General features: G+C 39.5%; 30 protein-coding genes and 1 tRNA gene. 13 read left to right on the top strand and 18 right to left on the bottom strand.

Translation table 11 applies throughout. From position 1 onward, the window contains the following. Positions 1-91: 91 nt before the first annotated feature. The 9 genes from FTU75_RS03015 to FTU75_RS02980 form a co-directional block, all read right to left on the bottom strand. Complete coding sequence (locus FTU75_RS03015; protein WP_180115090.1) at positions 92-328, bottom strand: hypothetical protein; 237 nt, start codon at positions 326-328, stop codon at positions 92-94. Further along, a complete protein-coding gene (locus FTU75_RS03010) occupies positions 321-542 on the bottom strand; it encodes a phosphohistidine phosphatase (protein WP_180115089.1) in 222 nt (73 codons plus the stop codon). The genes FTU75_RS03015 and FTU75_RS03010 overlap by 8 nt, the downstream gene beginning before the upstream one ends. Beyond that, positions 539-1,126 carry an HNH endonuclease gene (locus FTU75_RS03005; RefSeq protein WP_180115088.1) on the bottom strand — a complete coding sequence of 196 codons (588 nt, stop codon included), beginning with the start codon at positions 1,124-1,126 and terminating at the stop codon, positions 539-541. The genes FTU75_RS03010 and FTU75_RS03005 overlap by 4 nt, the downstream gene beginning before the upstream one ends. Beyond that, positions 1,101-1,292 (bottom strand): hypothetical protein, encoded by a 192-nt coding sequence (locus FTU75_RS03000; RefSeq protein ID WP_180115087.1) that lies wholly within the window; start codon positions 1,290-1,292, stop codon positions 1,101-1,103. Before FTU75_RS03000 ends, FTU75_RS03005 begins: the two co-directional genes overlap by 26 nt. Positions 1,293-1,455: 163 nt before the next feature. After that, the gene (locus FTU75_RS02995; protein WP_180115086.1) at positions 1,456-1,929 is read right to left on the bottom strand and encodes a hypothetical protein; all 474 of its coding nucleotides are present in this window, start codon (positions 1,927-1,929) and stop codon (positions 1,456-1,458) included. Positions 1,930-2,291: 362 nt separating this feature from the next. Further along, positions 2,292-4,058: a DUF5906 domain-containing protein gene (locus FTU75_RS18330; RefSeq protein WP_257223697.1), complete on the bottom strand. Its 1,767-nt coding sequence runs from the start codon at positions 4,056-4,058 to the stop codon at positions 2,292-2,294. Further along, the gene (locus FTU75_RS18325; RefSeq protein ID WP_257223696.1) at positions 4,055-5,023 is read right to left on the bottom strand and encodes a primase-helicase zinc-binding domain-containing protein; all 969 of its coding nucleotides are present in this window, start codon (positions 5,021-5,023) and stop codon (positions 4,055-4,057) included. Before FTU75_RS18325 ends, FTU75_RS18330 begins: the two co-directional genes overlap by 4 nt. Then, positions 5,023-5,520, bottom strand: coding sequence for a phage regulatory CII family protein (locus FTU75_RS02985; protein WP_180115085.1), 498 nt, complete (start codon positions 5,518-5,520; stop codon positions 5,023-5,025). Before FTU75_RS02985 ends, FTU75_RS18325 begins: the two co-directional genes overlap by 1 nt. Positions 5,521-5,549: 29 nt before the next feature. Continuing rightward, positions 5,550-5,759 carry a ribonuclease D gene (locus tag FTU75_RS02980; protein WP_180045015.1) on the bottom strand — a complete coding sequence of 70 codons (210 nt, stop codon included), beginning with the start codon at positions 5,757-5,759 and terminating at the stop codon, positions 5,550-5,552. A 97-nt stretch (positions 5,760-5,856) separates the two neighbouring features. Here FTU75_RS02980 and FTU75_RS02975 point away from each other — a divergent pair, with 97 nt between their 5' ends. The 10 genes from FTU75_RS02975 (at position 5,857) to FTU75_RS02930 (ending at position 9,740) form a co-directional block, all read left to right on the top strand. Continuing rightward, on the top strand, positions 5,857-6,498 hold the full coding sequence (locus FTU75_RS02975; protein WP_180045014.1) for a LexA family transcriptional regulator: 642 nt from the start codon (positions 5,857-5,859) through the stop codon (positions 6,496-6,498). Positions 6,499-6,604: 106 nt separating this feature from the next. Next, a complete protein-coding gene (locus FTU75_RS02970) occupies positions 6,605-6,922 on the top strand; it encodes a hypothetical protein (protein WP_180110537.1) in 318 nt (105 codons plus the stop codon). Beyond that, positions 6,919-7,143: a hypothetical protein gene (locus FTU75_RS02965; RefSeq protein WP_180114876.1), complete on the top strand. Its 225-nt coding sequence runs from the start codon at positions 6,919-6,921 to the stop codon at positions 7,141-7,143. The genes FTU75_RS02970 and FTU75_RS02965 overlap by 4 nt, the downstream gene beginning before the upstream one ends. Continuing rightward, positions 7,140-7,427 carry a hypothetical protein gene (locus FTU75_RS02960; RefSeq protein WP_180115084.1) on the top strand — a complete coding sequence of 96 codons (288 nt, stop codon included), beginning with the start codon at positions 7,140-7,142 and terminating at the stop codon, positions 7,425-7,427. Before FTU75_RS02965 ends, FTU75_RS02960 begins: the two co-directional genes overlap by 4 nt. After that, entirely contained in the window at positions 7,427-7,576 is a 150-nt protein-coding gene (locus tag FTU75_RS02955) for a hypothetical protein (protein WP_180115083.1), read from the top strand. Before FTU75_RS02960 ends, FTU75_RS02955 begins: the two co-directional genes overlap by 1 nt. Positions 7,577-7,579: 3 nt before the next feature. After that, the gene (locus FTU75_RS02950; protein WP_180115082.1) at positions 7,580-7,771 is read left to right on the top strand and encodes a hypothetical protein; all 192 of its coding nucleotides are present in this window, start codon (positions 7,580-7,582) and stop codon (positions 7,769-7,771) included. After that, on the top strand, positions 7,768-8,199 hold the full coding sequence (locus tag FTU75_RS02945; protein WP_180115081.1) for a hypothetical protein: 432 nt from the start codon (positions 7,768-7,770) through the stop codon (positions 8,197-8,199). Before FTU75_RS02950 ends, FTU75_RS02945 begins: the two co-directional genes overlap by 4 nt. Next, a complete protein-coding gene (locus FTU75_RS02940; RefSeq protein WP_180115080.1) occupies positions 8,196-8,804 on the top strand; it encodes a 3'-5' exonuclease in 609 nt (202 codons plus the stop codon). Before FTU75_RS02945 ends, FTU75_RS02940 begins: the two co-directional genes overlap by 4 nt. Continuing rightward, positions 8,804-9,466, top strand: a complete 663-nt coding sequence (locus FTU75_RS18320; protein ID WP_257223692.1) for a hypothetical protein — start codon at positions 8,804-8,806, stop codon at positions 9,464-9,466. Before FTU75_RS02940 ends, FTU75_RS18320 begins: the two co-directional genes overlap by 1 nt. Further along, complete coding sequence (locus tag FTU75_RS02930) at positions 9,459-9,740, top strand: DNA-binding protein (RefSeq protein ID WP_178962184.1); 282 nt, start codon at positions 9,459-9,461, stop codon at positions 9,738-9,740. Before FTU75_RS18320 ends, FTU75_RS02930 begins: the two co-directional genes overlap by 8 nt. Positions 9,741-9,770: 30 nt before the next feature. Here the strand turns inward: FTU75_RS02930 and FTU75_RS02925 are convergent, their stop codons facing one another. The 8 genes from FTU75_RS02925 to efp all read right to left on the bottom strand — a co-directional run bounded on the left by FTU75_RS02925 (position 9,771) and on the right by efp (position 18,348). Continuing rightward, the gene (locus FTU75_RS02925; RefSeq protein ID WP_180115079.1) at positions 9,771-10,790 is read right to left on the bottom strand and encodes a site-specific integrase; all 1,020 of its coding nucleotides are present in this window, start codon (positions 10,788-10,790) and stop codon (positions 9,771-9,773) included. A 145-nt stretch (positions 10,791-10,935) separates the two neighbouring features. Beyond that, positions 10,936-11,012, bottom strand: a tRNA-Val gene (locus tag FTU75_RS02920). Between the two features lie 32 nt (positions 11,013-11,044). Further along, a complete protein-coding gene (locus FTU75_RS02915; protein ID WP_180115078.1) occupies positions 11,045-13,057 on the bottom strand; it encodes a DUF3488 and transglutaminase-like domain-containing protein in 2,013 nt (670 codons plus the stop codon). 3 nt (positions 13,058-13,060) lie between these two features. Then, a complete protein-coding gene (locus FTU75_RS02910) occupies positions 13,061-13,966 on the bottom strand; it encodes a DUF58 domain-containing protein (protein WP_180115077.1) in 906 nt (301 codons plus the stop codon). Between the two features lie 12 nt (positions 13,967-13,978). Then, positions 13,979-14,935: an AAA family ATPase gene (locus FTU75_RS02905; RefSeq protein WP_180115076.1), complete on the bottom strand. Its 957-nt coding sequence runs from the start codon at positions 14,933-14,935 to the stop codon at positions 13,979-13,981. Positions 14,936-15,165: 230 nt separating this feature from the next. After that, entirely contained in the window at positions 15,166-15,468 is a 303-nt protein-coding gene (locus FTU75_RS02900; RefSeq protein ID WP_078190160.1) for a YbdD/YjiX family protein, read from the bottom strand. Positions 15,469-15,481: 13 nt separating this feature from the next. After that, positions 15,482-17,584 (bottom strand): carbon starvation CstA family protein, encoded by a 2,103-nt coding sequence (locus FTU75_RS02895; RefSeq protein ID WP_078190161.1) that lies wholly within the window; start codon positions 17,582-17,584, stop codon positions 15,482-15,484. 194 nt (positions 17,585-17,778) lie between these two features. Beyond that, a complete protein-coding gene (gene efp / locus FTU75_RS02890; protein WP_067762759.1) occupies positions 17,779-18,348 on the bottom strand; it encodes an elongation factor P in 570 nt (189 codons plus the stop codon). A gap of 388 nt (positions 18,349-18,736) precedes the next feature. Between efp and epmB the strand changes: the two genes are divergently transcribed. The 3 genes from epmB to FTU75_RS02875 are packed head-to-tail and all read left to right on the top strand — an operon-like array spanning position 18,737 to position 23,624. Beyond that, on the top strand, positions 18,737-19,753 hold the full coding sequence (epmB, locus tag FTU75_RS02885) for an EF-P beta-lysylation protein EpmB (RefSeq protein WP_180076959.1): 1,017 nt from the start codon (positions 18,737-18,739) through the stop codon (positions 19,751-19,753). Positions 19,754-19,767: 14 nt separating this feature from the next. Further along, entirely contained in the window at positions 19,768-21,513 is a 1,746-nt protein-coding gene (locus FTU75_RS02880) for a GTPase (protein ID WP_180115075.1), read from the top strand. After that, entirely contained in the window at positions 21,495-23,624 is a 2,130-nt protein-coding gene (locus FTU75_RS02875; protein ID WP_180115074.1) for an EAL domain-containing protein, read from the top strand. Before FTU75_RS02880 ends, FTU75_RS02875 begins: the two co-directional genes overlap by 19 nt. An 86-nt stretch (positions 23,625-23,710) precedes the next feature. Here FTU75_RS02875 and rpmE read toward each other — a convergent pair whose 3' ends face one another. Then, on the bottom strand, positions 23,711-23,935 hold the full coding sequence (gene rpmE, locus FTU75_RS02870) for a 50S ribosomal protein L31 (protein ID WP_078190165.1): 225 nt from the start codon (positions 23,933-23,935) through the stop codon (positions 23,711-23,713). Positions 23,936-24,129: the final 194 nt, after the last annotated feature.

Here is a 24,129-nt window from a genome sequence, read left to right as displayed (position 1 = left end):
CCTTTCGATTTTTTCTCACGGAGAGAAAATTTCATGGGGGGGCGGTCTTTATCGGGAGGTCGCTTTTGACTTTTGACCCCATATCCCCTATTTATAAAATTTTTGCCAACTGAAGACCTATAGCAATCCCAATACAAATCCCAAAGAACCAAAGACACCAATCAAATGACAGTGAATCATCTTGAGAATCTTCACTACCGATCCATTTGATTGGAGGACTTGGAACATCGGGTGGCACTGGTCTATGGCAAGGTTGATAACCACTGCCATTCTTTCCATTAAATTCTTTGCAAGCTATACAATTTCCACATGGTTTTGAGTCAGTCATAATCAGCATCCCGAATCACACGACTCTGGGCATCAACTTCATCAAGTCGAGCAGGTCGTAGACGTTCATAGATTTCAGTACGTGATTTGCTTTCACCACTCCACATAACTTTGAAGTTATTGATGCATGACTCAGTCACTACACCAACATCATCGAATCCTTTGATGTCATCACGGTAGACAACAGAGTCACCAAGTAAAATGATTTCTCTCATTGATCAACTCGCTTGAAATGTGTGAAGTGGAGTTGCTGTATCTTCATACCGTTGGATACTTCAAGAATCTTTTCATTGAGCACATCGAGCACTTCCCATTGATCCTGATCAGTACAACCAAGACGACTAAGGATCACATCGTTTGTAATCGTTAATACATCACCGACTTTAAATGGACTCTTACGATCTGGATCATTCACTGCTTTGATAATCACTGGCATCCAAGCACCACGATCTTCAGATGCAGTCTTGATGTTATGGTGTGTTTCACATAACGGTTGCCAATTTGATTTGTTCCAGAACAGATCCTTATCGCCCTTGTGTGGAATGATGTGATCGACCACCGTTGCAGGCATCACGTAACCCTTGCGACGACACTCAACACACAGCGGATGTTCCAACAAGAATTGATCACGATGTTTTTTCCACTCGGCATCATAGCCACGCTGATGTGCAGTCCCGCGATCACGATCACGTTGCTTCACTCGGCTCTGATGTTTGTCGCAATATCCTTTGTTCGATGCAAAGTCTTTACAGCCCGATGATAGACATGGGCGCTTAGCTTTCTGTGGTGCTTTGTTCATGTTTCACCGGAGTAACTTTGATGGAACGTTTAATAATTAATTCACGCAGGTTCTGTGTTGCTTTCAGTTGAATGATCTTGTCCACTGCATGAAGCGCTGTGAGCAATACCATTCGACGTTTAGGCATCTGAACTGAGATGCGAACGATCATCTGATTGTTTGCCATGCGGTCATCCTTAAAAAAAAAACTGTATGCCCTGCACACGCCTGACATACAGCCATAAAAAAAGAGCCTCTGGGGAGAGACTCTTAAGAACTTACAGCGCTTTAAATACAGTTTTGCATTGTGGTAAAAACTAACTCAAATTTGTTTCATTGTCAAATATTAACTAAAAGTTAGTTTTATTGAGCTGAAAAAAGACTTTTTCGCTTGCAATAGCATATTCCTTCTCAAAATCTTCAAATACAGTATTAATTGAATCGTTGAGATAACGATGAATAAACACGTAATTCAATCCAGAAATCACACCACGATTTCGAACACTATTGCTATAACCAGCTGGCACCATACAAAACTCGACTAATGCTGTGCGGATCACTGGCTCATGATATTCGCTAGATACATTCTTGGCAGAAAGAACATTACTGTACTTTTGCATCAGGTGTTTACCAAGTAACTCAATATTGTCTAGCGTGTTTGCACCTAGGCACTTCATGCGCACCAAATTATCTTGGAGTGGTGTGAGTTTGGCATAACTCATTGCCACACATACATCCTGAGCTGTGATTGAACCATGACTACCACCACCAATTGCATCAAAATTTGTAGTTTTAGGATTTAACAAGCGTAAATATTTTTCCATTATCTTTAACCTTGTTGACTTTTTAACCATTGTTACGGGTACATACTTGAATGTTACGGGTATGTTACGGCTACACACTTAAAAAATATTAATAAAATCAAGTGTTGTTACGAGTGTTACGAGTGTTACGGGGTAAATCACCTCACGCGAGGAAATATTCAATAGATATAGAATTGAATAAATATAAGCGAATAAAAATTTTTCTCCCGTGCGCGCGCGCGCATAAGCCCGTAACAGCCGTAACAGGGTGTCTGTAATGTAGGTGGGATAAGGCGTTGACAGTGTTACGGGGTAGCGAAAAAGCCCGTAACAGACCCGTAACACCCGTAACACCCGTAACACCCGTAACAATTATTGATATTTTATAGTACGTTAGGGACATCATGGTCTCCTTTTAACTTAGCACGAAATTCTTTCACTTGTCCACTCAGCCAATCTGCTCTTTTTACGCCTTCAGGTGGATTCGCAGTAAATACCATGCGCCTTTGCACCTCTTTGCGCTTTTCCTGATAACCACCACCAGTAACAACATCCTCATAGATCCGTCCATGCCCTTTGGCCACGACACGCTCTGATGCAATCAAGTTTAAGAACTTGTTAGATGGAATCGCTTTTTCTCCATTCTTATGGCACCACTGCCGGTATGCCATGTACAAATCATCTGAGAGACAACAAACAAATGGATGCTCTAATAGTCCCGCTCGCCAATCATCTAAGAATAATTTCCAGCCTGGTAAACCAAACTGAATGATTTCTTGTTTGGCTTTGGTCATTGGTGGCTCTGTGTATGGAGTGAAGTCAGTCAGATCTATCGACAACAAGTAGGTATAGAAAGCACTGATTGCTTTGCTGTCAGGTTCAAGACAGTTTTCAATCAATCCTTTTAGGTCATCACCTAATTTTTGATTTGGCTCGAGTACCAAGAATCGACGGTCACGTTCTTCAATAGCCAATGGTTGTACTTCATTGGATAAGAACACACAGTTGATGTGGTTATTCTGCGAATAGCCTGACATAAACTTTTTCTCGATACGGATCTTTTCACCCGTGATCATGTGTTTGATCAGACCCATCATGCCGAACTTAGACTTATTGTTAAATATTTCTTCAAATAAGCAATACAGCTTACGTTCAGCCCAATCTGTATAAATGGATTCAAGACCATTTTGACCCAATGTAACAGAGTAAACTTCACCATAAATCCTTGTCATGATCTTTTCAAAAAATAAAGACTTACCTGAGCCTTGAACCTTACTACACAGTAAAACTGAGGTATTCATTTTTGCACCTGGATGCTGAAGCGGATAGGCCAACCATTTCATCAGCCATTCATAAGCAGTCGTTTCACGACCACATAAAAACTTGACCAAGTTAATAATTGGAATGCACAACTCAAATGCATCAGACTGTTGAATAATCTGATTTTTATCATCCAATATGGGTGAAATATCCATACCCTCATAAGTATTGATCTGGCCTTTACCGATATGCATGCTGGGCACAAAAACCAAATCTTCATGCCAAATCATGCGTTTTTCTCTGGACTTAGCCCATACATCATAAGCACCTGCCCAGTTTTCTTTCATAACATCCGTGCCGACAAGCTCACGACGAAATGTATCCCAACATGCTTTTTTACCTTCAAGCATGATAAATCTCTCGATCATCTCTTTTGCTTTGAGATGACCTTCATCCGTTGCACGCCCAGCTGCATCATCTGATGAAATGGTTTTACGTTTTGGATGTGAATTCCACTGATCAAAGACTTTCTTGCCACCCAACATGGTCTGAAATGCGGTTTTTTTCCAAATCTTTTTGCCGTAATCATCCCAAACGTTGGTTTCACCTTCGATCAAGCAGAAACGGGCAATCCATTTTTCCATTTGATTTTCAGGTGAAGGCTCAGAGTGAGCAGTATTTTCCTGCGAAATACCCGCGCCCCCACTTTGTTCAACAACATCGGTTTGCCCAAAATCGGGATCTTGCCCCCAAAAATTGTTGGTTGCATTACTAGGGGGTTCGGGGGAAATCTGAATAGAAGAAATAGCTGAACGGATCTGCTTTCCGACTTCGTCGAGTCCACAAGTGACATGCAAATCGTTGAAGTCTGTATAGACCTTAGAATTCATGCAACGGACTCCTTAATTTGAGTGAAATCAGGCAGTACAATGATGCCACCTGTTATGGCTTGTGCTTCTTGGGCGTACTTCAAGCCTGTATCTTGTTTAGCTGAATCATCATCAGCGCAGTAGACAAACACGGCATTTGGATATTTTTGGCGCAATACTGCACCTACTTTTGGTAGATTATTTGCTACAAATGAAATCGCTACTGGATGCCCTGTCGCCATATGAATAGACATGCCTGTTGCATAACCTTCAGCAATGCAGATGACATGACTATCGTATAGATCTGGTTGAACTTCACCAATCATGAAGCCCAAACTACCCATTCGGCCACCGCCTGTTTGCCATTCACCCGCATCATTTGTATCTCCTTTGATGAAATACTTGGTGCCATCAGGCTCAATAGTCTGCAAGTTCCATATTTTTCCATCCATAAAGTCGATAGCTGGAATTAAAAGGTTGCCATGCCAATCAATTTTAACTTTTGGATCTTTATCCACTTGCTTATCTGCAAGGTAAAGACTTGCATCACCTTGATGAACATTGCGAAACATACCTTCAGCTTTTCGGGCAATTTGTTCCTGGCGTTTACGTTCTATTTCGAGTTGTTTCTTTTTACGATCTTCCGCTTCAAATCTTAATCTTTCGCGGTCTTCATCCGTAAAAGTACTTTCTTCACTCAAACCCAAAATATGAGCAACTTCTTGAATAACCTCGGGGAATGAGCGATCTGTTACACGCTGGATCAAATCTAGCCCATCTCCAGCCCCATGCTGTTGACAGAAGTAATCGCCATTTTCATGCTTGTCGTCATACCAAAAACGATCAGTTCCTGGTGGATTACATGCTGGGCAAGGTGTTTTCTTTTTAAACTGCACTTTTATGCCAAAACTTGGAAAAATTAGATTTTCCCAACGTCCACGGGCAGCAAATTTAATGTCTTCAGCCTGTATTTTCTTCTTAGCCATCAAATCACCTGCTCATGTTGCTGCTCTACCATTGCCAATAGTGTTAGTGCCACTCTAATGAGATCCATGACATATTTTTGAATAATGGCTAATTCATCTTTACTAACTACCCCATCACCAATTGCAGCTGCAATTGACTGTGATAAATCCCCCTGTTCACGTGCTAACTTTCCGATTTTCATCACAAAATCAGCTATATTTAGATTTTCATGTTTCGGCAATTCAAACCAAGCAGCATTGCCATGAATAGCACAAATGCTATCCATAATTCGCGCATCTTGAGTTTCCGACAAAACCGCTTCTAAATGATAAATATTAGCTTTATGCGTAGGTGTCGTTGGATTTAACGAACTGCGAAATGTATTAATATTAAAACCATTCTTTTCAGCAATAATTGCCATGATTGAATCATCATTTTGGCGATACACTGCTGCTTTCAATGCCATAGACAATGACAGTACTGTACGTTCTAAACGCTGAGTGCTTGTAAGTTGCATGTTTAAAATTTCCCAATTCATTCATTTTTTTAGTTATTTGCATGAGCTACATTTTGCTTAGGTTCTTTAATACCTAAAGGTTTTCGCCCGGTAGCAAGCTCTCTAATCTGATACTCACGGAATGATGGGATATGAACATCATCTCCCCAACGTGCTACTGCTGCTGTGGTGATTCCTAATTTTTCTGCTAACTCAGAATAAGAGCAGTTCAATAATTTAATTGCTTCTTGACGTGTCATAGCACACCCAAAACTAACTCAAGTTAGTTTATTTAATGTGATTAACAGTAGTTAGTCAATAGTTAACATAGATTAGTTTTTTAAATATGGAGCTGTCATGGAAACAATAGGCACTCGAATCAAACAGTTACGTAAACAAAAAAAATTTACCCAAAAACACTTAGGCAAGTTAATCAGTGTTTCAGATGTATCTGTTCTAAAATGGGAGAATGAAACAAATACCCCTAAATTAGAAAACATACATGAACTTGCCGTTGTTCTTGATACTACTGTTGAATATTTACTTCATGGCAAAGACCCGTCGACCAACAATGTCACTGACTTCAGACCCGTAACTAGAATGCTACCCGTGCTTTCAGACGTACAAGCTGGTAATTGGACCAATGTACAAGCTGTTAGTAAACTCGATATTAATCAATGGCTCCCAGCCCCTCCAAACGCTGGGAAAAATAGTTTTTATATGATTGTTCGCGGTGTTAGCAATTTTCCACACTTTAAAGATGGTGACTATGTTTGCATTGACCCCGATGTCGACATTGAGCATGTGCAAACTGGTGAAATGATCGTTGCTCAATGTGATGGTGAAGCAACATTCAAAGCATTAGTCAAAGATTATAATAGAATGTATTTACAAGCACTTAACCCAAATTTCCAACCAAATATTCTTGAATTAAAAGAAAACTGTGAATACAAAGGTAAGTATGTTGGTAAATTTGAAGCCAGTAAAAAATTCATTTAGATTCAATAATAAAAAACACAAAACTAACTTTAGGTAATTTTTCAATTGACGAAATACCTAACTTAGATTAGCTTAATAACACAAGCTAACCAGAGTTAGGTATTTTATGAAAAGTTCAAATCCTCAAAAAAATGATCAATTCGATCAAATCATTTTAAGTCGTCTACTCGCAGACGACTTTGCCCAACCACAAATTAAAGACTTTGATTTCTACAAAGAACGTGCTGTATCACAGATACAGACTGCTATTCACGGCATCTACAAATCAAACAATCAACACGAATTTACAATCGCAATTGCACAAGCAAATGCATTCATTGATGCTGCGATCAATTTCGAATTTATTGACTTAACTGAAAAAGCTAAATGGCTTGATGACGTTGCAAAGGCTATGCGTGCTCAATTGATTGAGGAGTATGTATGAACCTATCCATCACCCCTGAAAGCATCGTACCTGAGCAATCAATCATTGATTCATGGCCAAAACTGCATCGAAAAAAAGGTGGACATGCTTGCCAAGGGAAATGTCCAAATTATACGGACGAACAATGCTGTCATTGTTTGATTCATGACACTCCAGCTGCTCTATCTGATGAAGACAAGCACCTTAACAATGCTGTGGACGCTGTGGGGTATGTGCCATGAATTTAGAAAGTAATATGCTTACTGGCATCGCAAATATTTCACGACTTTGTATGACCAAATCAGGTACTGATTTTGAAATCAATATGTCGCTCTACCCGACTAAAAACGAACTGAATATTTATGTTTTTAAAGGCGGTTATGCGCATGCATGGCGTAATCCCAAAAAACGTATTGAAAAAATTCGTATCGATTTACGTGATCCAAAACTTGCAGCAATGCATATGCTCGATGCTTTTACTCATATCGAAAATATGGCCAACGGATTTCGTAAGGAGATGAACTAATGAATTTACATTATGGCCATGTTGCCGTGTTCATTTTTATTGTTTGTCCCGCTGTTTTGGCTGCCTCAATTTTTTTCAGCTTGATGATTAATCATGCTGGTGAACTGAAGGCGCAAGCAATGCAATATAAAACAAAAATTGGAGAATAAGACATGCTTCAGTTTACTGATTTGAATAATGCAGAACATACGATCCATTTAGCAAACATGACAAATGCGGTCTACCGCAAAACCAATGATGCACATGTCATCACCTTTCATATGCTGGGAAACCATATCGTTCCTGCGACTGTTGACAGTGTTACTGCAGCGCGTTTGATTCAAGAATTGGGAGAGCATCAATGAACTCGAATCTTGCACATGATGTTTACATCAATCAGGGCAAAGCTATTGCCCTTGCCAACCAAGTCGACGACTTTCTTAAGGCTAAGGGCAAAGTGAAACAAATCCCTTTTGGCCAATCGGGTGTTAGTCGATCGAAACCTGAGTCATATACAACAAGTCAGGAAACTATGCGGAAGATGATGACACGTTCAGTGAGTGTTAATCGTCCAGTATTGAAAACTATTGAAAAGAAACTGACAAAAGAACAGCAACGTCACAAATTTAACTTTGATGCCAAAACCAAAGCTCTAGATGCCGGTCAAAACTATTTTGAGGGTAAATGTGATTTACATGGTTTAACTGTATACAAAGTATATAAAAGCGGAAAGTGCCACTGCGTTGAATGCCGTGAACGCACTAAGCAATTGAGAAAGGAAGCATCAGCATGAAAAATAAATTAATGATTGATTGTGAAACCTTAGATATTGGTGAGCGCCCTGTTCTACTTAGCATTGGTGCAGTTGTTTTTAATGATCATCAAATCTTACATTATTTTGATGCTGGTATTAGTACGGAATCGACCACTGATTTTGATGTGAGCCAAGACACTTTAGACTGGTGGTCTGAACAAAGTTTGGCTGCTCGTGAGCAAGCATTTTCAGGTACTGAGAACATAAAAGATGCATTGATCAGATTAGTCAATTTTTACACTCAACATGAATGCACTGAAATTTGGTTGAAGGGTGCCTTAGCTGATATTCGCTGGATCAATAACGCATTAGACCATTTTGACATTGAACGACCTTGGAAATTTTACAAAGAATTTTGCTTTAGAACGCTACTGAAGTCAGTACCACCGTTTGAAATTCCTTTCACTGGTACGCCACACAGTGCACTTGATGATGCAGTTCACCAGGCTAAACAGTTTATTCATATCAAGACCATCCAAAGCAAACAGGCTCAGATCCTGATTGAACAGGGTCAACGTTTTAATGTAATGGCTCAAAAAGTAGCGGATTTAGAATTTAAGCTGCTTCAGAAGGAGGCAGTGTGATGGATATTCAGAAAGAAAAGCACAACTACTTGGCTATGCTTGTGGCTGAAGATGCAATCACTCAAGAGCAATGTAGCAACTTGAGTTTATACAATGGGGGTAACTACTTTCATTCCGATTTTTTAGCTTCTTCAAAAGTTGATTGTATTAATTGGGGTTGGTCTGCATGGTTGAAAGCCAAAGCCCAATCAGTGCCGGAAGGAAAAGGTCGATCAGATTTTGAAATTATCGATCAAACAATTGAATTGGTTGATTTGATTGCTAGTTCAAATCGCTTCCAACGCGACAAATCCAAGCCGTTTCCATTTGAGTCTAATAATCCTAGAAATATCGAATGGTGGAGATTGGCTTGTAAAATTCAGGAGTTGTTGACTGATACAGATCCAGACAATTGTGACTTTGAGGAATACAAAGCCATGATCGAAGCACAGGAGCCACAAATAACAGAATTGAAAGTTGAATGGGCTTCTGATTGCTTTAAGTGCGGACATCACGAAGCAATTATTTACTCCACTGCTGCCGAAGCTTCTACAAAGGGTTGGTTTCATGATGGCGATGAAGCGAAGTGCACAGGATGCGGCAATACCGTTGAAATGGATGCACAGGGTGAAGACAGCAACATTTTGTGGAATGACGATGAGGAGGACGCTAAAAATGCCTGAATTCATCGTTACCATTGAAGCTGAATCAGCACCACAAATCGTGATAGGTCAGCGTATTTTCGGTGGTATGGTCACTGCATTAAAACTGGAAAAGCGCAAGCTGGTATCTGTCTCTGAACTTGTCGCAAAATATGGCTTGTCCGATGAAACTATTCGCACAAAATGTATTTCAATCAATCAAGGCAGCAATGGCAAACATCTTTATGATCCAGATGCCGCAGATGCAATTTTAAAGAATTCGAAGGTCCGACGTGGACCTAAACGTAAAAACTAATAAAATGCCCGGTTTAAGCCGGGCTTATTTTTACCCATTAAAAGCCGCAACTAGATCATCAGCATTAGGGTTATAGTAAGTATTCACCAGCACATCAATTTTCTTGTGGCCAGTAATCTTGGCCAGAACTTCAACCGGCAATTTCCGTACCCTAACCATTCGTGTAATCGCTTCGTGCCGTGTATCGTGAAAGTGCAAATTTGGCAATCCAATGGCTAACTTTCTTTTTTCCCACATCAAACGGAATGCGTTCTCAGATTGAGGAATAATTCTACGACCATCATGCTTAATTAACTGCAGCAATGCCTTTGCTTCCTCAGAAAGCGGAACATTACGTGGCTCTCCATTCTTTGTTTTTGGCAAATGCACATATCCGTCATAAATATCTTTCTTTTCCATTGCCAATATTTCACCGCGACGCATAGCTGTTTCAATAGCAAATAAAAAGCCCCAGGCAACATAGTGCTGCGACAGCACCGGTTCAGTCCCCATCTCATAATCTAAAGCTTTCAACATTAAGTTGATTTCTGATTGATGTATACGACGAGCCCTAGCCTTCGGTTTTTTGGGTTTTGAAATTTGCATCCAAGTATTTTCATCAAGTAAGAAAAGTTCTTTTTGAGCAAATGTGAACATCGCGCTGTAGTGGGATATTTCTTTTAAAACTGTATTTTCTCCAACCTCTTTAAGCCGCTTATTGCGCCAATTCGTTAAATCTTTTGGTGTAATGTCATAAATAGATTTCTGAGCCAACGCACCAAATTTTAATTCGAAATTCTTATACTGCCCTTTCATCCAAGCACGTGATGATTTTGATGCATTCAATTGACCAACGTCTGTATAGTATTTTTCATTCAGATCACGGAACAAGAATTTCGGCTTAAGCTCACCAGTTTCGATTTTTGTTTGGGCTTTAAGTTCTAATAATTTTAGAGCAGCCCACTGCTCACATTCTTTTTCAGTGTCGCGTGTGCAGTAATATCTTTTTCCCTGGTAAGAGACAGTGACTGTATAAGTGTCACCCCGTTTTCTTGGTTTTGGCAGCTTCATGTTGTCGCAGATTTGTCGCAAATGGCTAGGAAATATTGCCATTTTTTACCAATTTAGCCAACTATGCCAAGTTCAAAATGCGACAAATAGGCAAAAAAAATGACTTATAAACATTTGATTTGCTTATAAGTCATTGAAAAATATATGGTAGGTATAAGCAGACTCGAACTGCTGACCTCTACGATGTCAACGTAGCGCTCTAACCAACTGAGCTATAAACCTAGAATGCGTAGAATCATATTCATTTTTATTTTTTATGACAAGCCCTTTTCTGACTTTTTTAAACTTTGCGTACAAGTTTTAAGCAAAGCCTTAAAATATTGAATATCATGAGAACTTAGCGCGGTACCTACATAAATTTCCTGCTCAAATAACGTAATAACTTGTTCAAATACCGCCCTTTCCTGTTCAGGTATATTTTCAGCCAAACGTTGTAACCAATGCCTAAAACTTTCTGAAGCCACTTTTTGCTGGCTCAAGGGTAAATTCTTAGCAAACTTGGCAATTTCTCTTTCAAGAGAGCTTAGGCTTTTTCTTTTTTTCCGCAAAATCCATATAAAATATAATGCTACAATGCCACCAATACTCAAAATAAGAATTAAAACACCTGCATAAGCAGAATTTGTACCGAGCTTTTTAAACCATTGTTGTTGAGATTGAGCATTATAGCCCACCACTTTGCTTTGCCATTGGTAACTCGCATAATCACTCCATACACGGACTTTTTTCAACATCGAAAATTGTTGATAGGCCCAAGTAGACTGCTGGCTCCCAAAAATTGTCCGATCTTGTTCCATATAATCCTGCATCCCACCATCGATACGCTGAGGTGCGATCATGGCTGTAGGATCAATTCGACGCCAATGTTGATTGACATAAACCTCTGTCCACGCATGTGCATCGAGCTGACGAACCTCCCAACTTTTCCCATCTGGTGCTAATTGACCACCTTGATATCCCACAACAATACGCGATGGAACACCCACATAGCGCATCAACATTGCAAAACTCGATGCAAAATGTTCGCAAAACCCCTTTCTTGATCCAAATAAAAAATCATCTATCCGATTTTGCCCCAATACACCTGGGCTTAAGGTATATGCAAAGCGATTTTGTTTATACCATTGCAAAACTTCGGCAATATAACGCTCAGGATTTTGACGACTTCGCTGCCATAAAGTTTGGGCCAATTGTTGTGATTGAACATCCAAGTTTTCAACATAGCGAGTGTTTAATTTTTCAAGTAAAGCTACATTTTTTATTTGAGGAGGCTCTGCACTTCCTAACCATTTCAGTTGAATCGGCTCTGTACGTGCTGTTAATCGGTAGGGTGTAATTCGACCATCTTGACCTAATGCAAAACGTGCTTCATTGGGAACGGATTGCTCCAACGACATAATCCACATCACACTTGGGTCGGCAGCCAAATATTGATAATTCAATGTCCGCTTGGGTTTTAAATCAGCTGGATTCAGCTGTATAACGTTCTGGTTAAAAAAATGACTGGTCCATTTAGAACCATCATATTCATCTAATGCCATCGCCCGCCAATACAGCTCTGTACGTGGTGGCAAGGCTTGAATATCTCCAATTATACGAAAAGCCAAACTACTCGACTGTGATAACTCAGCAATATCGCCCGGAGACATGCTATCACTTATCCCTGTTGTGGCTTTATTTTCAGGAATAGGAATGTGCCATAGCGGTGGCAGGCGTGGAAAAAAGAGAAACAGTAAAATAAAAAATGGAACAGCTAAGCCAATAAATTTTCCCACATGCCCAATATCTTGTTTAATCGCCTGTATTTCACCGCCTGAGTTTTGGCTAAAACCAACGGTCTGTAAACGATATAATCCAATAAAGCAGCTCAACAACGCCAATAAAATAACCAAAGCCATGGCAAAAGACTGGCTAAACAAAAAACTACTGGCAATCACAAACATCGCAAAGTTAAATAAAATAATTACATCACGACGTGTTTTTGTTTCTAAAGATTTAGCAAATAAAAATGTACTAAGTACTGTAACCCCTGCATCAACACCAATAAAGGTTTTATGGCTTATATAAATGCTAAATAAAGCTATCAATGTCAGCACATAGGTTAAAATTTTAGAAAATGGTTTTTTACTGGCGCGGGTATTGAGTAATAAAAAAAGCCAAATGACTAAAAATACTAATGATGTCACCACTGGTATATAAAGCATTTGCGCAATGAGCACTAAAGCTAACGTTAGTAGTATGGAGCGGCGTATGGTATTTTCAATCATCTCTTAAGCCTGCGCCAATAACCGTTTTGCTTCGGAAAAATGCAGTGCTCCAGTGCCTGATGCTAACTCAGCATTAGGTAAATACAGTGCATATTGATCGTGATTTTTTTCAGCCTGCTCGACCAAACCCATCATGAGGCTAAGTTTTTCTTCATGACTTTGAGCTGGCATATGGTGATAATGAATCTCCAATTTCTTTAGATCTTCATATTGCTCAAAAACTTTGACATACAAGCCTTGTCCTCGTGCTGCTTGTTTCCATGACACCGCATGAAGTGAATCCCCCGTCTGAAAACTCCGTAATTCGCGAAATTCATCAAGATCAGGTTCAAAATTTTGCTGTTGTTGCTTATTTTCCACGGAATGCAAACTGGCTTGTGGCGCAACCCACGCGGGGTGTTGTGCATACAAATACGTCCAGGCCCGAACTAAACCAAAAGGATAAACACTATAAATGTGTATTGGCGGAATCTGAAAAACACCGCGTTGACTGGTTGTAAAATTTAATTGAAAGCATTGCTGTTGTGTATTGAACAGTAATTTATGTAGCTGATTTTCTGTTTTAATCCACAAATATCGCGCCTGTTCAACCTCTTGTTTAAAATAAATTTCGACCGAAAGTAATTCCCCAGCTTGCGGGATATCAACAACATTTATTTGAATCTGCAACGCATGAAGCTGTTTAAAAGTAATATAGAAACTAATACACAATACGGCGCTAATTAAAAAGCAAAAGCCTAAAATCAAATTATTGGCATAATTCACACCTGCAATAAAAGTGATGAAAATTAATACCAAATACAAGTAGCCTTGCTGATAGATAAAGATCAAGACATCTTTTTGAGTCAGCTGCTTGTGCTGATCGATTTTAAATCGACGTTCAATCCATTGCTGCCACATTGAAGCCAAGGTTCAACTCCTTTATTGGATCGAAACTTGTTCTAAAAGCTTAAAGGCTTCAAGATCTGACAACCCAATTCGATGAGATACCACAGCTGTAAAAACGGCTTGTACATCGTCAGGATTCACATAATTTCGCTGCTCAATCAGCGCATAGGCTTGCGCAGCTTTCTTTAAGGCTAAAACACCACGAGTAGAAAGACCATGTCTCCCCTTACGTGTCTCAGCAGCAAGATCCAAAATGTAATCCATTAAACGATCACTCAGATGTATCTGCTCGACAAACCCTTGTAGTTGTAAAATTTCTGCTTCATTAAAGATATGTGCTAATGCCGCAATCAGATCATGGCGTGAAGTTTGTTGGAGCAATAATTTCTCTGCCTGACGCGATGGATAACCTAAAGACAAACGCATTAAAAACCGGTCCAACTGGGACTCAGGTAAGGCATAAGTACCACTTTGAAATAAAGGGTTTTGTGTCGCAATCACCCAAAATGGTTGAGGCAAAGCATAGCGCACACCATCAACCGTCACATACCCCTCTTCCATCGCTTCCAATAAAGCACTTTGGGTCTTTGGACTACAACGGTTGATTTCATCTGCCAATAAAATTTGGGTAAAAATCGGCCCAGATTTAAACTCAAAATGATGTTCTTTTTGATTAAACATATTTACCCCAATCACATCGCTGGCCAGCATGTCATTGGTAAATTGAATCCGTTGAAACTTTAATCCCGCCAAATGTGACAAGGCGCTAGATAATGTCGTTTTTCCTAAACCAGGTAAGTCTTCAAATAGCACATGCCCGCCTGCCAATAGACAAGCTAAAGCCAATTTGGTTTGCTGATTTTTATCCAAAATAATTTGGTTAATTTGTTCGAGGAATGTATTTATTTTCGGGTAAAAAGGCGCAAGGCTCTCCTCACTTAAAAGCGTTGATGTATTATTTTGTTGGCTTTTCTCTGATACCCAAAACACCTTTTATTCCCCAATAAAAAAGTTAAATGAATGACTAACATACAGGGTTTTATTTAAAAATACAGTGTTTATCTCCAATCTATACCCAGTTCAATACTTTAAATACATACGCTTGATATTTATTGAGTATACAAAAGCGTTGTTATCGCTTCGACTGATCACAAATCAGTAATAAAAAAAGCGTCCCGAAGAACGCTTTTTTTATTGGATTTTTAGCACAAGTCAAAGCATTAGCAAGGACACTTCTTCATGTCACCACCAGCTGATGGATAACGTGCATCTACACAGTGACGATAAAATGTTTTTGCATCCATCGCTTCCAAATCAGGATGATGTTTTGCCATATGTTCCAAATAGTTTTGGTAATCTGGCACACCCACCATCAGGCGGAAGCTTTGCTGTAAACGTTGCCACAACGTCGCTATACGTGACCAATTTTTCGGGTTCAGAATTAGATCCTTCTGCGACATAATGGTCATTTTAATGATTTTATAAATCACCGTTTTTCCACTTTTTGCAAACTTCAGGTTCATTCATATTCCCCTATTAATGTGCTGAATTTGACGGATTAATTTCAGCTGGGTCACGGTAAATCGCTTCTGCTTCATTCACCGATGGATTTGGATTTGCCAAGGCACGACGCACCACACCAATCGCTGCAAATAACATCACAAATGCCACGATCATAAAGAATGCACAAAGACCAGCATTGATTTGATTCGACAATGCAACCGTATGCATTTCAGCCATGGTTTTTGCAGGTGCCAACAATTCATTTTTCGCAATTGCTGCGTTAAAACGATCTGCCTGAGCCAAGAAACCAATCTTTGGATTTTCGTGGAAAATCTTCTGCCAACCAGCGGTCATAGAAGTGATAAACAAGAATACTGTTGGGATAATCGTCACCCAAACATACTTTTGTTTTTTCATCTTGAATAAAATCACTGTACCCAAAATCAATGCCATCGCAGCAAGAATTTGGTTACCAATACCAAATAGCGGCCATAAGCTATTAATACCACCAAGTGGGTCAACCACACCTTGGTAAACGAAGAAGCCCCAACCTGCGACAGCCACAGCGGTACCCAACAGATTTCCGAAGAAATTATGTGAGTTTTTAACCGCAGGAACTACGATACCCACTGTATCTTGCACCATGAAACGACATGCACGCGTACCTGCATCCACAGCAGTTAAAATGAAGAGTGCTTCGAATAAAATCGCAAAGTGATACCAGAACGCCATCATTGAACGGTTATTGAAAATTTCCGTAATAATGTGAGCCATACCAATCGCAAATGTTGGCGCACCACCTGTACGAGACAGAATTGAGTTTTCACCCACTTCTTGTGCAAGTAAGGTCAATGCTTCAGGTGTTACCACGAAGCCTAGTGTACGTACTGCTTCCGCAGCGGACTCAACCGTTGTACCAATTACCGCTGCTGGTGCATTAATCGCAAAATACACACCTGGCTCAAGAATCGTTGCACAGACCAAAGCCATAATCGCAACAAAAGACTCCATCAACATGCCGCCATAACCGATCATGCGAATATCTTTTTCATTATTCACAAGCTTCGGTGTCGTTCCTGAAGAAACGAGCGCATGGAAACCTGAAATTGCACCACAGGCAATGGTAATAAACAAGAATGGGAACATTGAGCCTGCAAATACAGGACCTGTACCATCAATAAAATGCGTCACCGCTGGCATTTTCATTTCAGGTAAAGCAAACATGATACCGATTGCCAAACCTGCAATAACACCAATTTTCAAGAAAGTAGATAGGTAATCACGTGGTGCGAGCAGTAACCATACGGGTAACACAGATGCTACGAAACCATAACCGATCAGCCACCAAGTCAGTTCAGTACCTGAAAGTGTAAAGAATGGCCCCCAATAAGGATGCTGTGCAATGTCGCCACCATAGATAATCCCTGCCATCATCAGCACAAAACCAATGATTGAAACTTCTGCAATTTTACCCGGACGGATAAAGCGCATATAGATACCCATGAAAATCGCAATCGGTACAGTGGCCGCGATACTGAAAACACCCCACGGACTGTTGGTCAACGCTTTTACAACTACCAAAGCAAGTACCGCTAGAATGATGATCATCACGCCAAGTGCGCCAAGCATCACGATGATTCCGGCAAATGAGCCAAGTTCTTGTTTTGCCATTTCACCGAGTGAACGACCATCACGACGCGTCGAGATGAACAAGACTAAAAAGTCTTGAACCGCACCCGCAAGAACGACACCCACTAAGAGCCAAATTGTTCCCGGCAAATAACCCATTTGCGCAGCAAGGATCGGTCCGACTAATGGGCCTGCACCTGCAATCGCGGCAAAGTGGTGACCAAATAGAACGCTTTTATTGGTCGGCACATAATCCAAACCGTCAGCTAAGCGATGAGCAGGCGTTAAACGTCGCTCATTCAGTTCAAAGACTTTATTGGCAATAAATAAACTATAAAAACGATATGCAATGCTATACACACAGATTGCTGCAAGGATCAGCCAAACTGCATTGACATGCTCGCCTCGACTGAGTGCTAGTATGCCGAATGAAACGGCACCTAGAATGGCTACAAACAGCCAGATAATCTTTGAAGCCATTCCTGACTTCGGTTGAATGGTTTCCATCTCAATCCCTCATAAATGTTGAAATAAATCAGCTTGATTTTTCTTGTTCGAGGTACTGCTGTTTCTTCCCTTGAAACTCTACTCCTGTTATGGGCTTTTTCATCTAATACTTTGGAATAAAAATTTAAACCAATAGGTATAAAAAAAGGGATGAATCACTTCATCCCTTTCGATAATAGTCTATTTTTAAACCATTATGCACGTTCTAAATAGTCACCAGTACGAGTGTCTACACGAACGCTTTCTTCTTGCTGTACGAATAATGGAACACGTACAACTGCACCAGTTTCAAGCTTAGCCGGTTTACCGCCACCGCCTGAAGTATCACCACGTACACCTGGATCAGTTTCAACGATTTTTAATACAACGAAGTTGGGCGCGCTCACAGTTAAAGGAACACCGTTCCAAAGCATGATTGTGCAAAGTTCATTTGAGTCATCTTTCAACCATTTAGCCGCGTCACCCATAGCAACTTTATCAGCAGCGATTTGTTCGAAAGATTCTGGATCCATGAAGTTCCACATTTCACCGTCGTTATACAAGTAGTTCATTTCAACTTCTTGGATGTCAGCAGCTTCTAGTGAATCACCAGATTTGAAAGTTTTTTCTAAAACTTTACCAGTTTTAAGGTTACGTAATTTTACGCGGTTAAAAGCTTGGCCTTTACCTGGTTTTACGTATTCGTTTTCCATGATTGAACATGGGTTACCGTCAAGCATGACCTTAAGGCCTGACTTGAAATCATTCGTAGAATAATAGGCCATGACTGGCTCACTCCAAACTTACTAACTTTAATCTATAGATGCTATGGGCTGTAACATGTCATTTAGCAAGTACTGACTGTAACATTGGCTGCCACATGCACATTAATGTGATATTGCGTATTCTAAATGACCAATGCACCATGTCGCAACGAAAAAATCCCCATTAAAGGGGTCAAGCTGCTTAACTTACACTCAGACATTAAAGAACTTTGTTTATACAATGCCCACAAACAGGTAAAATTGCTGTTTACTGAAACTTAATAAATGTTTCGTAGGCTTCATCCGTTCTAAGCTTTATCGGAATTTTTTCAGCTTAAACATCAAAGTTCGACGCATTAATTTCAGCAATATTCCCTACTCACCTTTCTGCATTTTTTAAACAATCGGCATGATAAACTATTTATTTCAAGAGCAAAACTGGCAAACCCAATTGAGTGATTTGATAACAAATCCTCAAGAATTACTCGATGTATTAGAACTTTCGCATGATCAGTTATTATCGGGTGCTCAGTTCGCAGCAGATGAGTTTCGCCTACGTGTGCCGCGAGCTTTTGTTGAAAAAATGCAAAAAGGTAATCCGCTCGATCCGCTTTTACTGCAAGTCCTACCGCATCATTTGGAACTTGAAGAACACGCCGGTTTTGTCACCGACCCTTTAGGTGAAGAGCAGGCTAACCAACAGCCAGGCGTATTACATAAGTACAAGTCTCGTTTTTTACTGACTTTAACCGGTGCCTGCGCGGTCCATTGCCGTTATTGTTTCCGCCGCCATTTTCCATACCAAGAAAACCTGCCTAAAAATGACGATTGGCCAAACATTAAAGGATATATTGAACAACAACCCGATATTAATGAAGTGATTTTAAGTGGTGGAGACCCGCTCACACTATCAAATCGTAAACTTCAAGTGTGGATTGAACGTTTATCGACTTTGCCACAAATTAAATTTTTGAGAATTCATTCACGAGTTCCTATCGTAATCCCCAACCGTGTCGATGAAGAGCTGGTTTCTATTTTAAAAAACAGTAGGCTACGCATTATTCTAGTGGTACACTCAAATCATCCATCAGAGCTAGATGACTTCACGTGCAGCCAGCTTCAACAGCTTGTCAAACAAGGAATCACCGTGCTGAACCAAGCAGTCTTATTAAAAGGGGTTAATGATTCTGCAGAAGTATTGGTCGATTTGAGTTACCGCTTATTCGACGCAGGTGTAATGCCATATTATTTGCATGTTCTGGATAAAGTAAAAGGTGCTCATCATTTTGATACACCAGCTCAGGATATTGATTTAATTTATAAAAAAGTTTTAGAGAACCTACCTGGTTATTTGGTTCCTAAACTTGTACGGGAAATAGCGGGCGAAAAAAACAAGACACCGCTTTTTGGGGCTTCAACTTTTTGAGTTAAATAATAAAGATGACCACGCATACTTCAGATACGTTTTACAATCCGACTGAATTAAAGCTGGATAAATTAAGCTTTTGTCCGACCAATGCTAAAGGTCTGCAAGAGTGGTTAAACGGTATTTCAATTTTACAATTGGGTACCTCATCTAAAGCTTTATTCAATGCCTTACTTGAAATCTCCGAGCTGAAATGCCAAGAGATGTTACGTTTTGATTTGGTTCAAATTTTACATCCAACTATGGAAAGTGTGCTCACAAGCTTAGAAAAACACTTTACCAATCAAAGCCTCATTACCACGGATCGTAATGATCAAATCATTGAATTGGCGATGCTTTTACGTAGTCACTTTGCCAAAATCTATATTGATATTGCCAAACGATGTAATCAGCAGCTCAATCAACAAAAGTTTTCGATTTTTTCATTCGGCCATAAAAAAAGCTTACAAACCGCTCGAATTGCATCAATCTACTATGCGTTGCAACAACTGACACTGTTGTTGTATCAACAAAATATGTTGTATGCCACACCGACTGCAGGTCAATGGATTGCGGCACATCAACTGATTGAATGTGCCATTGAACACGATTTCTATCAAAGTAATGTCAATCAGTTGCTGGGTACTCAACATCAAATTGCAAATATTGCTCAAGCTTATGCACAATTAATCTTATTAGATATTTTCAATAATCATCAGATTCGCCCTGCTGAAATCCAAGGTTTGTATTTATGTAGCTTTGACTGGGCAAAATTGGTTCAAATCCTACCGAAAGAAACCACGCTTTCACGCTATATTGTAGACACGAAAAAAGATCGCCCACCGATTTATAACTCAAAACAAGATCGGTCTTATCAAGCCAATGTATACATTTCAACGCAAAACTTGCTCGATCATTTGACCGAAACGCAAACTAGAAATGCCAATTATTTATCTAAAAATGAAAAGTTATTTTTAACTCCAGCGCTATATTTCCATATTCATAATATTTTGACCAACAACACTGAACGCCGTCATGAACGTTATGAATATTCTGCGCAAATTAATATTTGCTTTAGCTTAATGGTAGCGCATTTCTATCTCTCTAAAGGTAAAAACTTCCACGAAACTTTAGATTTGGAAGGCAATTATCAATTCCACAATGAAGCCTCATTTGTCAATTCGCATGATTCAAATATGCCAACAGGCATGACTAATGCGAAAGCGCTAGATCGTGAAGCAAAACAGATTCATACCGCTGACGTATTAGATATTAGTGTGAATGGTTATCGCATTAAATGGACTGGCCCTACCCCAGCCAATTTAAAAACCGGCGAATTTATTTTGATCCAAGAAAATGCTCAAAGCCAATGGCGTGGCGGTGTTGTTCGTTGGATCAAACAATCGACTGAAAAAAGTTTGGAATTGGGTCTCGAAGTACTGGCTCAAGATTTGTATCCATGTTCAGCCCATATCCGTACCGACCGCAATACAACAAATCATCAACCTGCTTTATTGGTACAGACCACACAACTTGATCAAGTGTCTACGACCTTAATTTTACCTGGGGCAAATCTCTTCCGAGAGAAACAAACGATCCACCTTCGCTTAGGCAAAGAAGACATCAAAGTCTATCTCACCAAAGCGCAGTTGGTGACGCAAAGCTTTATTCGCTTTGAATATGAATTATTGAATGAAGAGCAAGAAAATGTCGTTAAAGACTTTATTGCGAAACAGAGCAATGAGATCAAAAATAACGACTTATGGGAAGCATTAAAGTGAGAAATCCATTACTATCCAAAAAACTAAAACGTACGGAAACTCGATTACTCATTATTGATGATAATCAAATACGTTTTAACCAGATACGTGATTTATTGACAGACAGCGAACATCAAGTTCATGCCATATTACTTGATGATTTACAAAATTTCGAAAAACAGCTGAATCTCAATTGGGACTTGATCATTTTTGGACGTGCTTATGATTTAAAATATGAACAAGCTTTAAGTTTAGTTCAACTATCGAGCCAACCGAATTTACCGATTATTTTACTTAAACCCGAAGACTATCAAGCAGAACAATATGCAAGTTTAGTCAAAAAAGGGATTTATGACATTGTCGATATTGCTGAACCTGAGAGTTTCTATTTTGGTTTAATCCGTGCTTTATCCTTTAGTCGCCTACAACAATCGCAGCAACATTTAATGGAAGAGCTCGAAACAGCTCAAATCCAAACCCAGTCTTTAGTTGAAGATAGTCGTAAAGCGGTTGCCGTGATTCAAGAAGGCATTCACATTCAAGCCAATGCTGAATATCTCACTTTGTTTGGTCTAAAAAATGAAGATGATGTAATTGGTCTGCCTTTACTCGATCTATTACATCCTACTGACCTCAACGACTTTAAACAACGCTTTAAAAAAATTAGCCAAGGGCAGCTCGATTTAGGACGTTTTGATCTCGTTTCACAAAATATCGCAGTGGCTGGGCAAAACCCACTAAAACTCGAATTTATTGCCGCGGCTGAAGAAGATGCTTTACAGCTCGCAATTGAAATTGGCAGTCAAAGCAGCAATGCTGTAAGCAATGCTCAAGTTGAAGCTAGCCCACAAAAACCAAAAGCATTTCAACAACTCAACCGTACCATTGCTCAGCAACCTGCTAATGTAAATGCAGTAGTTCTATTTACATTGGCTTCTTGCTCAGATGCGATTTTTCAAAAAGATTGGAATACTTATAAGAGCTATTTCACCAATATTAAAGACTTCTTGAAAGATCAGACTCATGCTCCATTATTTAGTTTAGATAATGGTGCAATCGTTGCCTTATTCCAAGCGGATAATCAACTCAAACTTGAGTCTAAATTGATTGGTCTTAATACCCTGAGCAAACCTCAATTACTCAGTGTAAACAATGAAACTTATCCATTAAATTTACGCATAGGATACAGTGTTTTAGACAGCGATATTCGTGATGAAGTACATTTTGATACATTTATTGCGAAAGCCTTTAATACTGCGCTACCAACCAACCAACAAGTACCTGAAATCGATTTAACGATTCCATTAGAAATTGACATACCAAGTTTGGATTTTGGTAAACCAGAAGCACAAATTGCGCCGATTGTCGTTAGTGATGAAGCTCCTGTTATCAAGGCCCTTCGCAACTGCTTAGAACGCGGTGAAATTCATCTTAAATATCAGCAACTGTATGATAAAGAAGATACACATCTTTATACTTATGAAGTAACCAGCGGCTTTATTTTTGAAAATAAATGGAAAGATATCGCCCAACTTCGTGAATTGGCTGAAGACTCAGAGCTATCCATTAAATTGGATCGTTGGATCTTGGTTGAATCGTGTAAACAACTACACAACTTCATCACTCAGTTCCCTGAAGCGAAATTAATCGTTAACCTGAACAAAGAAGTGCTATATAACGACCGCACCTTCCCTGAGTTTATTTCGAAACTGATTACGATTATTCGTAGTAAATTGAAAAATCCGATAATTTTACAATTTGCAGAAGAAGACATTCAGCTCAATATCGATGCCGCTCAAAAAGCATTTGTTGAACTTCGTAAAAATGGTGCCGAACTGGCTTTACGTAATTTTGGTCATTCGATGTTTAGTGAATCATTATTACGTCAAATGGATGTTCACTGCTTAACATTAGATTCAAGCTTGACCCAAATGCTTGCAAACGACAAGTCATGCCAAGAGCTGCAAGAAAAAATTACCACTTATCATGAAATCAAAACTGTTGAAATCATGCTACGTGAATTAAATGACATGACACTGTTTGCCAATGCTTGGAATGTAGAAGCTCGTTTTATTCAAGGTGATTATTTCCAAAAGAAACTCGATCATCTCATCGATGTTCAGGACCAATAAGGTTCTGAACATTGCCGATTTAAGGTTTATCTTTTTATCGGCACAAAAAAAAACGGGCATAAAGCCCGTTTTTTTCGTTTTGGATATTAACGTTTGATAGAACGTGACATACCAGCAAAACGTTGTTTGAATTTGTCGATACGACCGCCAGTGTCAACGCTTTTCTGTTTACCAGTGTAGAATGGGTGACAAGCAGAACATACGTCTAAGTAAATAGTTTCTTTACCAAGAGCTGAACGAGTTTCAATTACGTTACCACATGAACATGTAGCAACTAAAGTTTCATATTTTGGGTGAATATCGGCGCGCATCGTCGATTACTCCTAAGATTTAAGAAGGTTTAGCTGTCATCGCAATTGATCACTCTTGCATCACTACAAGGAAGGCTTAAAAAAGCAGACCAACACCATAACAGACCATTCTTTTGGCCCACCGAGACGGATACCGCCAGAGCTAAGCACAACAAGTTGGGGCAAATTATAGCTGATTTTTTATTGTTAATAAA

Source organism: Acinetobacter sp. YH12140 (genome assembly GCF_013418475.1).
GTDB lineage: Bacteria > Pseudomonadota > Gammaproteobacteria > Pseudomonadales > Moraxellaceae > Acinetobacter > Acinetobacter amyesii.
Note: the sequence above shows the minus strand (reverse complement) of the source record. Positions and strands in the feature narration are given on the sequence as shown.

Excerpts from the sequence above, each read along its gene's own strand:
- FTU75_RS03015 (WP_180115090.1), bottom strand. The coding sequence starts at position 328 with ATGACTGACTCAAAACCATGTGGAAATTGTATAGCTTGCAAAGAATTT.
- FTU75_RS03010 (WP_180115089.1), bottom strand. The coding sequence starts at position 542 with ATGAGAGAAATCATTTTACTTGGTGACTCTGTTGTCTACCGTGATGAC.
- FTU75_RS03005 (WP_180115088.1), bottom strand. The coding sequence starts at position 1,126 with ATGAACAAAGCACCACAGAAAGCTAAGCGCCCATGTCTATCATCGGGC.
- FTU75_RS03000 (WP_180115087.1), bottom strand. The coding sequence starts at position 1,292 with ATGGCAAACAATCAGATGATCGTTCGCATCTCAGTTCAGATGCCTAAA.
- FTU75_RS02995 (WP_180115086.1), bottom strand. The coding sequence starts at position 1,929 with ATGGAAAAATATTTACGCTTGTTAAATCCTAAAACTACAAATTTTGAT.
- FTU75_RS18330 (WP_257223697.1), bottom strand. The coding sequence starts at position 4,058 with ATGAATTCTAAGGTCTATACAGACTTCAACGATTTGCATGTCACTTGT.
- FTU75_RS18325 (WP_257223696.1), bottom strand. The coding sequence starts at position 5,023 with ATGGCTAAGAAGAAAATACAGGCTGAAGACATTAAATTTGCTGCCCGT.
- FTU75_RS02985 (WP_180115085.1), bottom strand. The coding sequence starts at position 5,520 with ATGCAACTTACAAGCACTCAGCGTTTAGAACGTACAGTACTGTCATTG.
- FTU75_RS02980 (WP_180045015.1), bottom strand. The coding sequence starts at position 5,759 with ATGACACGTCAAGAAGCAATTAAATTATTGAACTGCTCTTATTCTGAG.
- FTU75_RS02975 (WP_180045014.1), top strand. The coding sequence starts at position 5,857 with ATGGAAACAATAGGCACTCGAATCAAACAGTTACGTAAACAAAAAAAA.
- FTU75_RS02970 (WP_180110537.1), top strand. The coding sequence starts at position 6,605 with ATGAAAAGTTCAAATCCTCAAAAAAATGATCAATTCGATCAAATCATT.
- FTU75_RS02965 (WP_180114876.1), top strand. The coding sequence starts at position 6,919 with ATGAACCTATCCATCACCCCTGAAAGCATCGTACCTGAGCAATCAATC.
- FTU75_RS02960 (WP_180115084.1), top strand. The coding sequence starts at position 7,140 with ATGAATTTAGAAAGTAATATGCTTACTGGCATCGCAAATATTTCACGA.
- FTU75_RS02955 (WP_180115083.1), top strand. The coding sequence starts at position 7,427 with ATGAATTTACATTATGGCCATGTTGCCGTGTTCATTTTTATTGTTTGT.
- FTU75_RS02950 (WP_180115082.1), top strand. The coding sequence starts at position 7,580 with ATGCTTCAGTTTACTGATTTGAATAATGCAGAACATACGATCCATTTA.
- FTU75_RS02945 (WP_180115081.1), top strand. The coding sequence starts at position 7,768 with ATGAACTCGAATCTTGCACATGATGTTTACATCAATCAGGGCAAAGCT.
- FTU75_RS02940 (WP_180115080.1), top strand. The coding sequence starts at position 8,196 with ATGAAAAATAAATTAATGATTGATTGTGAAACCTTAGATATTGGTGAG.
- FTU75_RS18320 (WP_257223692.1), top strand. The coding sequence starts at position 8,804 with ATGGATATTCAGAAAGAAAAGCACAACTACTTGGCTATGCTTGTGGCT.
- FTU75_RS02930 (WP_178962184.1), top strand. The coding sequence starts at position 9,459 with ATGCCTGAATTCATCGTTACCATTGAAGCTGAATCAGCACCACAAATC.
- FTU75_RS02925 (WP_180115079.1), bottom strand. The coding sequence starts at position 10,790 with ATGAAGCTGCCAAAACCAAGAAAACGGGGTGACACTTATACAGTCACT.
- FTU75_RS02915 (WP_180115078.1), bottom strand. The coding sequence starts at position 13,057 with ATGATTGAAAATACCATACGCCGCTCCATACTACTAACGTTAGCTTTA.
- FTU75_RS02900 (WP_078190160.1), bottom strand. The coding sequence starts at position 15,468 with ATGAACCTGAAGTTTGCAAAAAGTGGAAAAACGGTGATTTATAAAATC.
- FTU75_RS02895 (WP_078190161.1), bottom strand. The coding sequence starts at position 17,584 with ATGGAAACCATTCAACCGAAGTCAGGAATGGCTTCAAAGATTATCTGG.
- efp (WP_067762759.1), bottom strand. The coding sequence starts at position 18,348 with ATGGCCTATTATTCTACGAATGATTTCAAGTCAGGCCTTAAGGTCATG.
- epmB (WP_180076959.1), top strand. The coding sequence starts at position 18,737 with ATGATAAACTATTTATTTCAAGAGCAAAACTGGCAAACCCAATTGAGT.
- FTU75_RS02880 (WP_180115075.1), top strand. The coding sequence starts at position 19,768 with ATGACCACGCATACTTCAGATACGTTTTACAATCCGACTGAATTAAAG.
- FTU75_RS02875 (WP_180115074.1), top strand. The coding sequence starts at position 21,495 with ATGGGAAGCATTAAAGTGAGAAATCCATTACTATCCAAAAAACTAAAA.
- rpmE (WP_078190165.1), bottom strand. The coding sequence starts at position 23,935 with ATGCGCGCCGATATTCACCCAAAATATGAAACTTTAGTTGCTACATGT.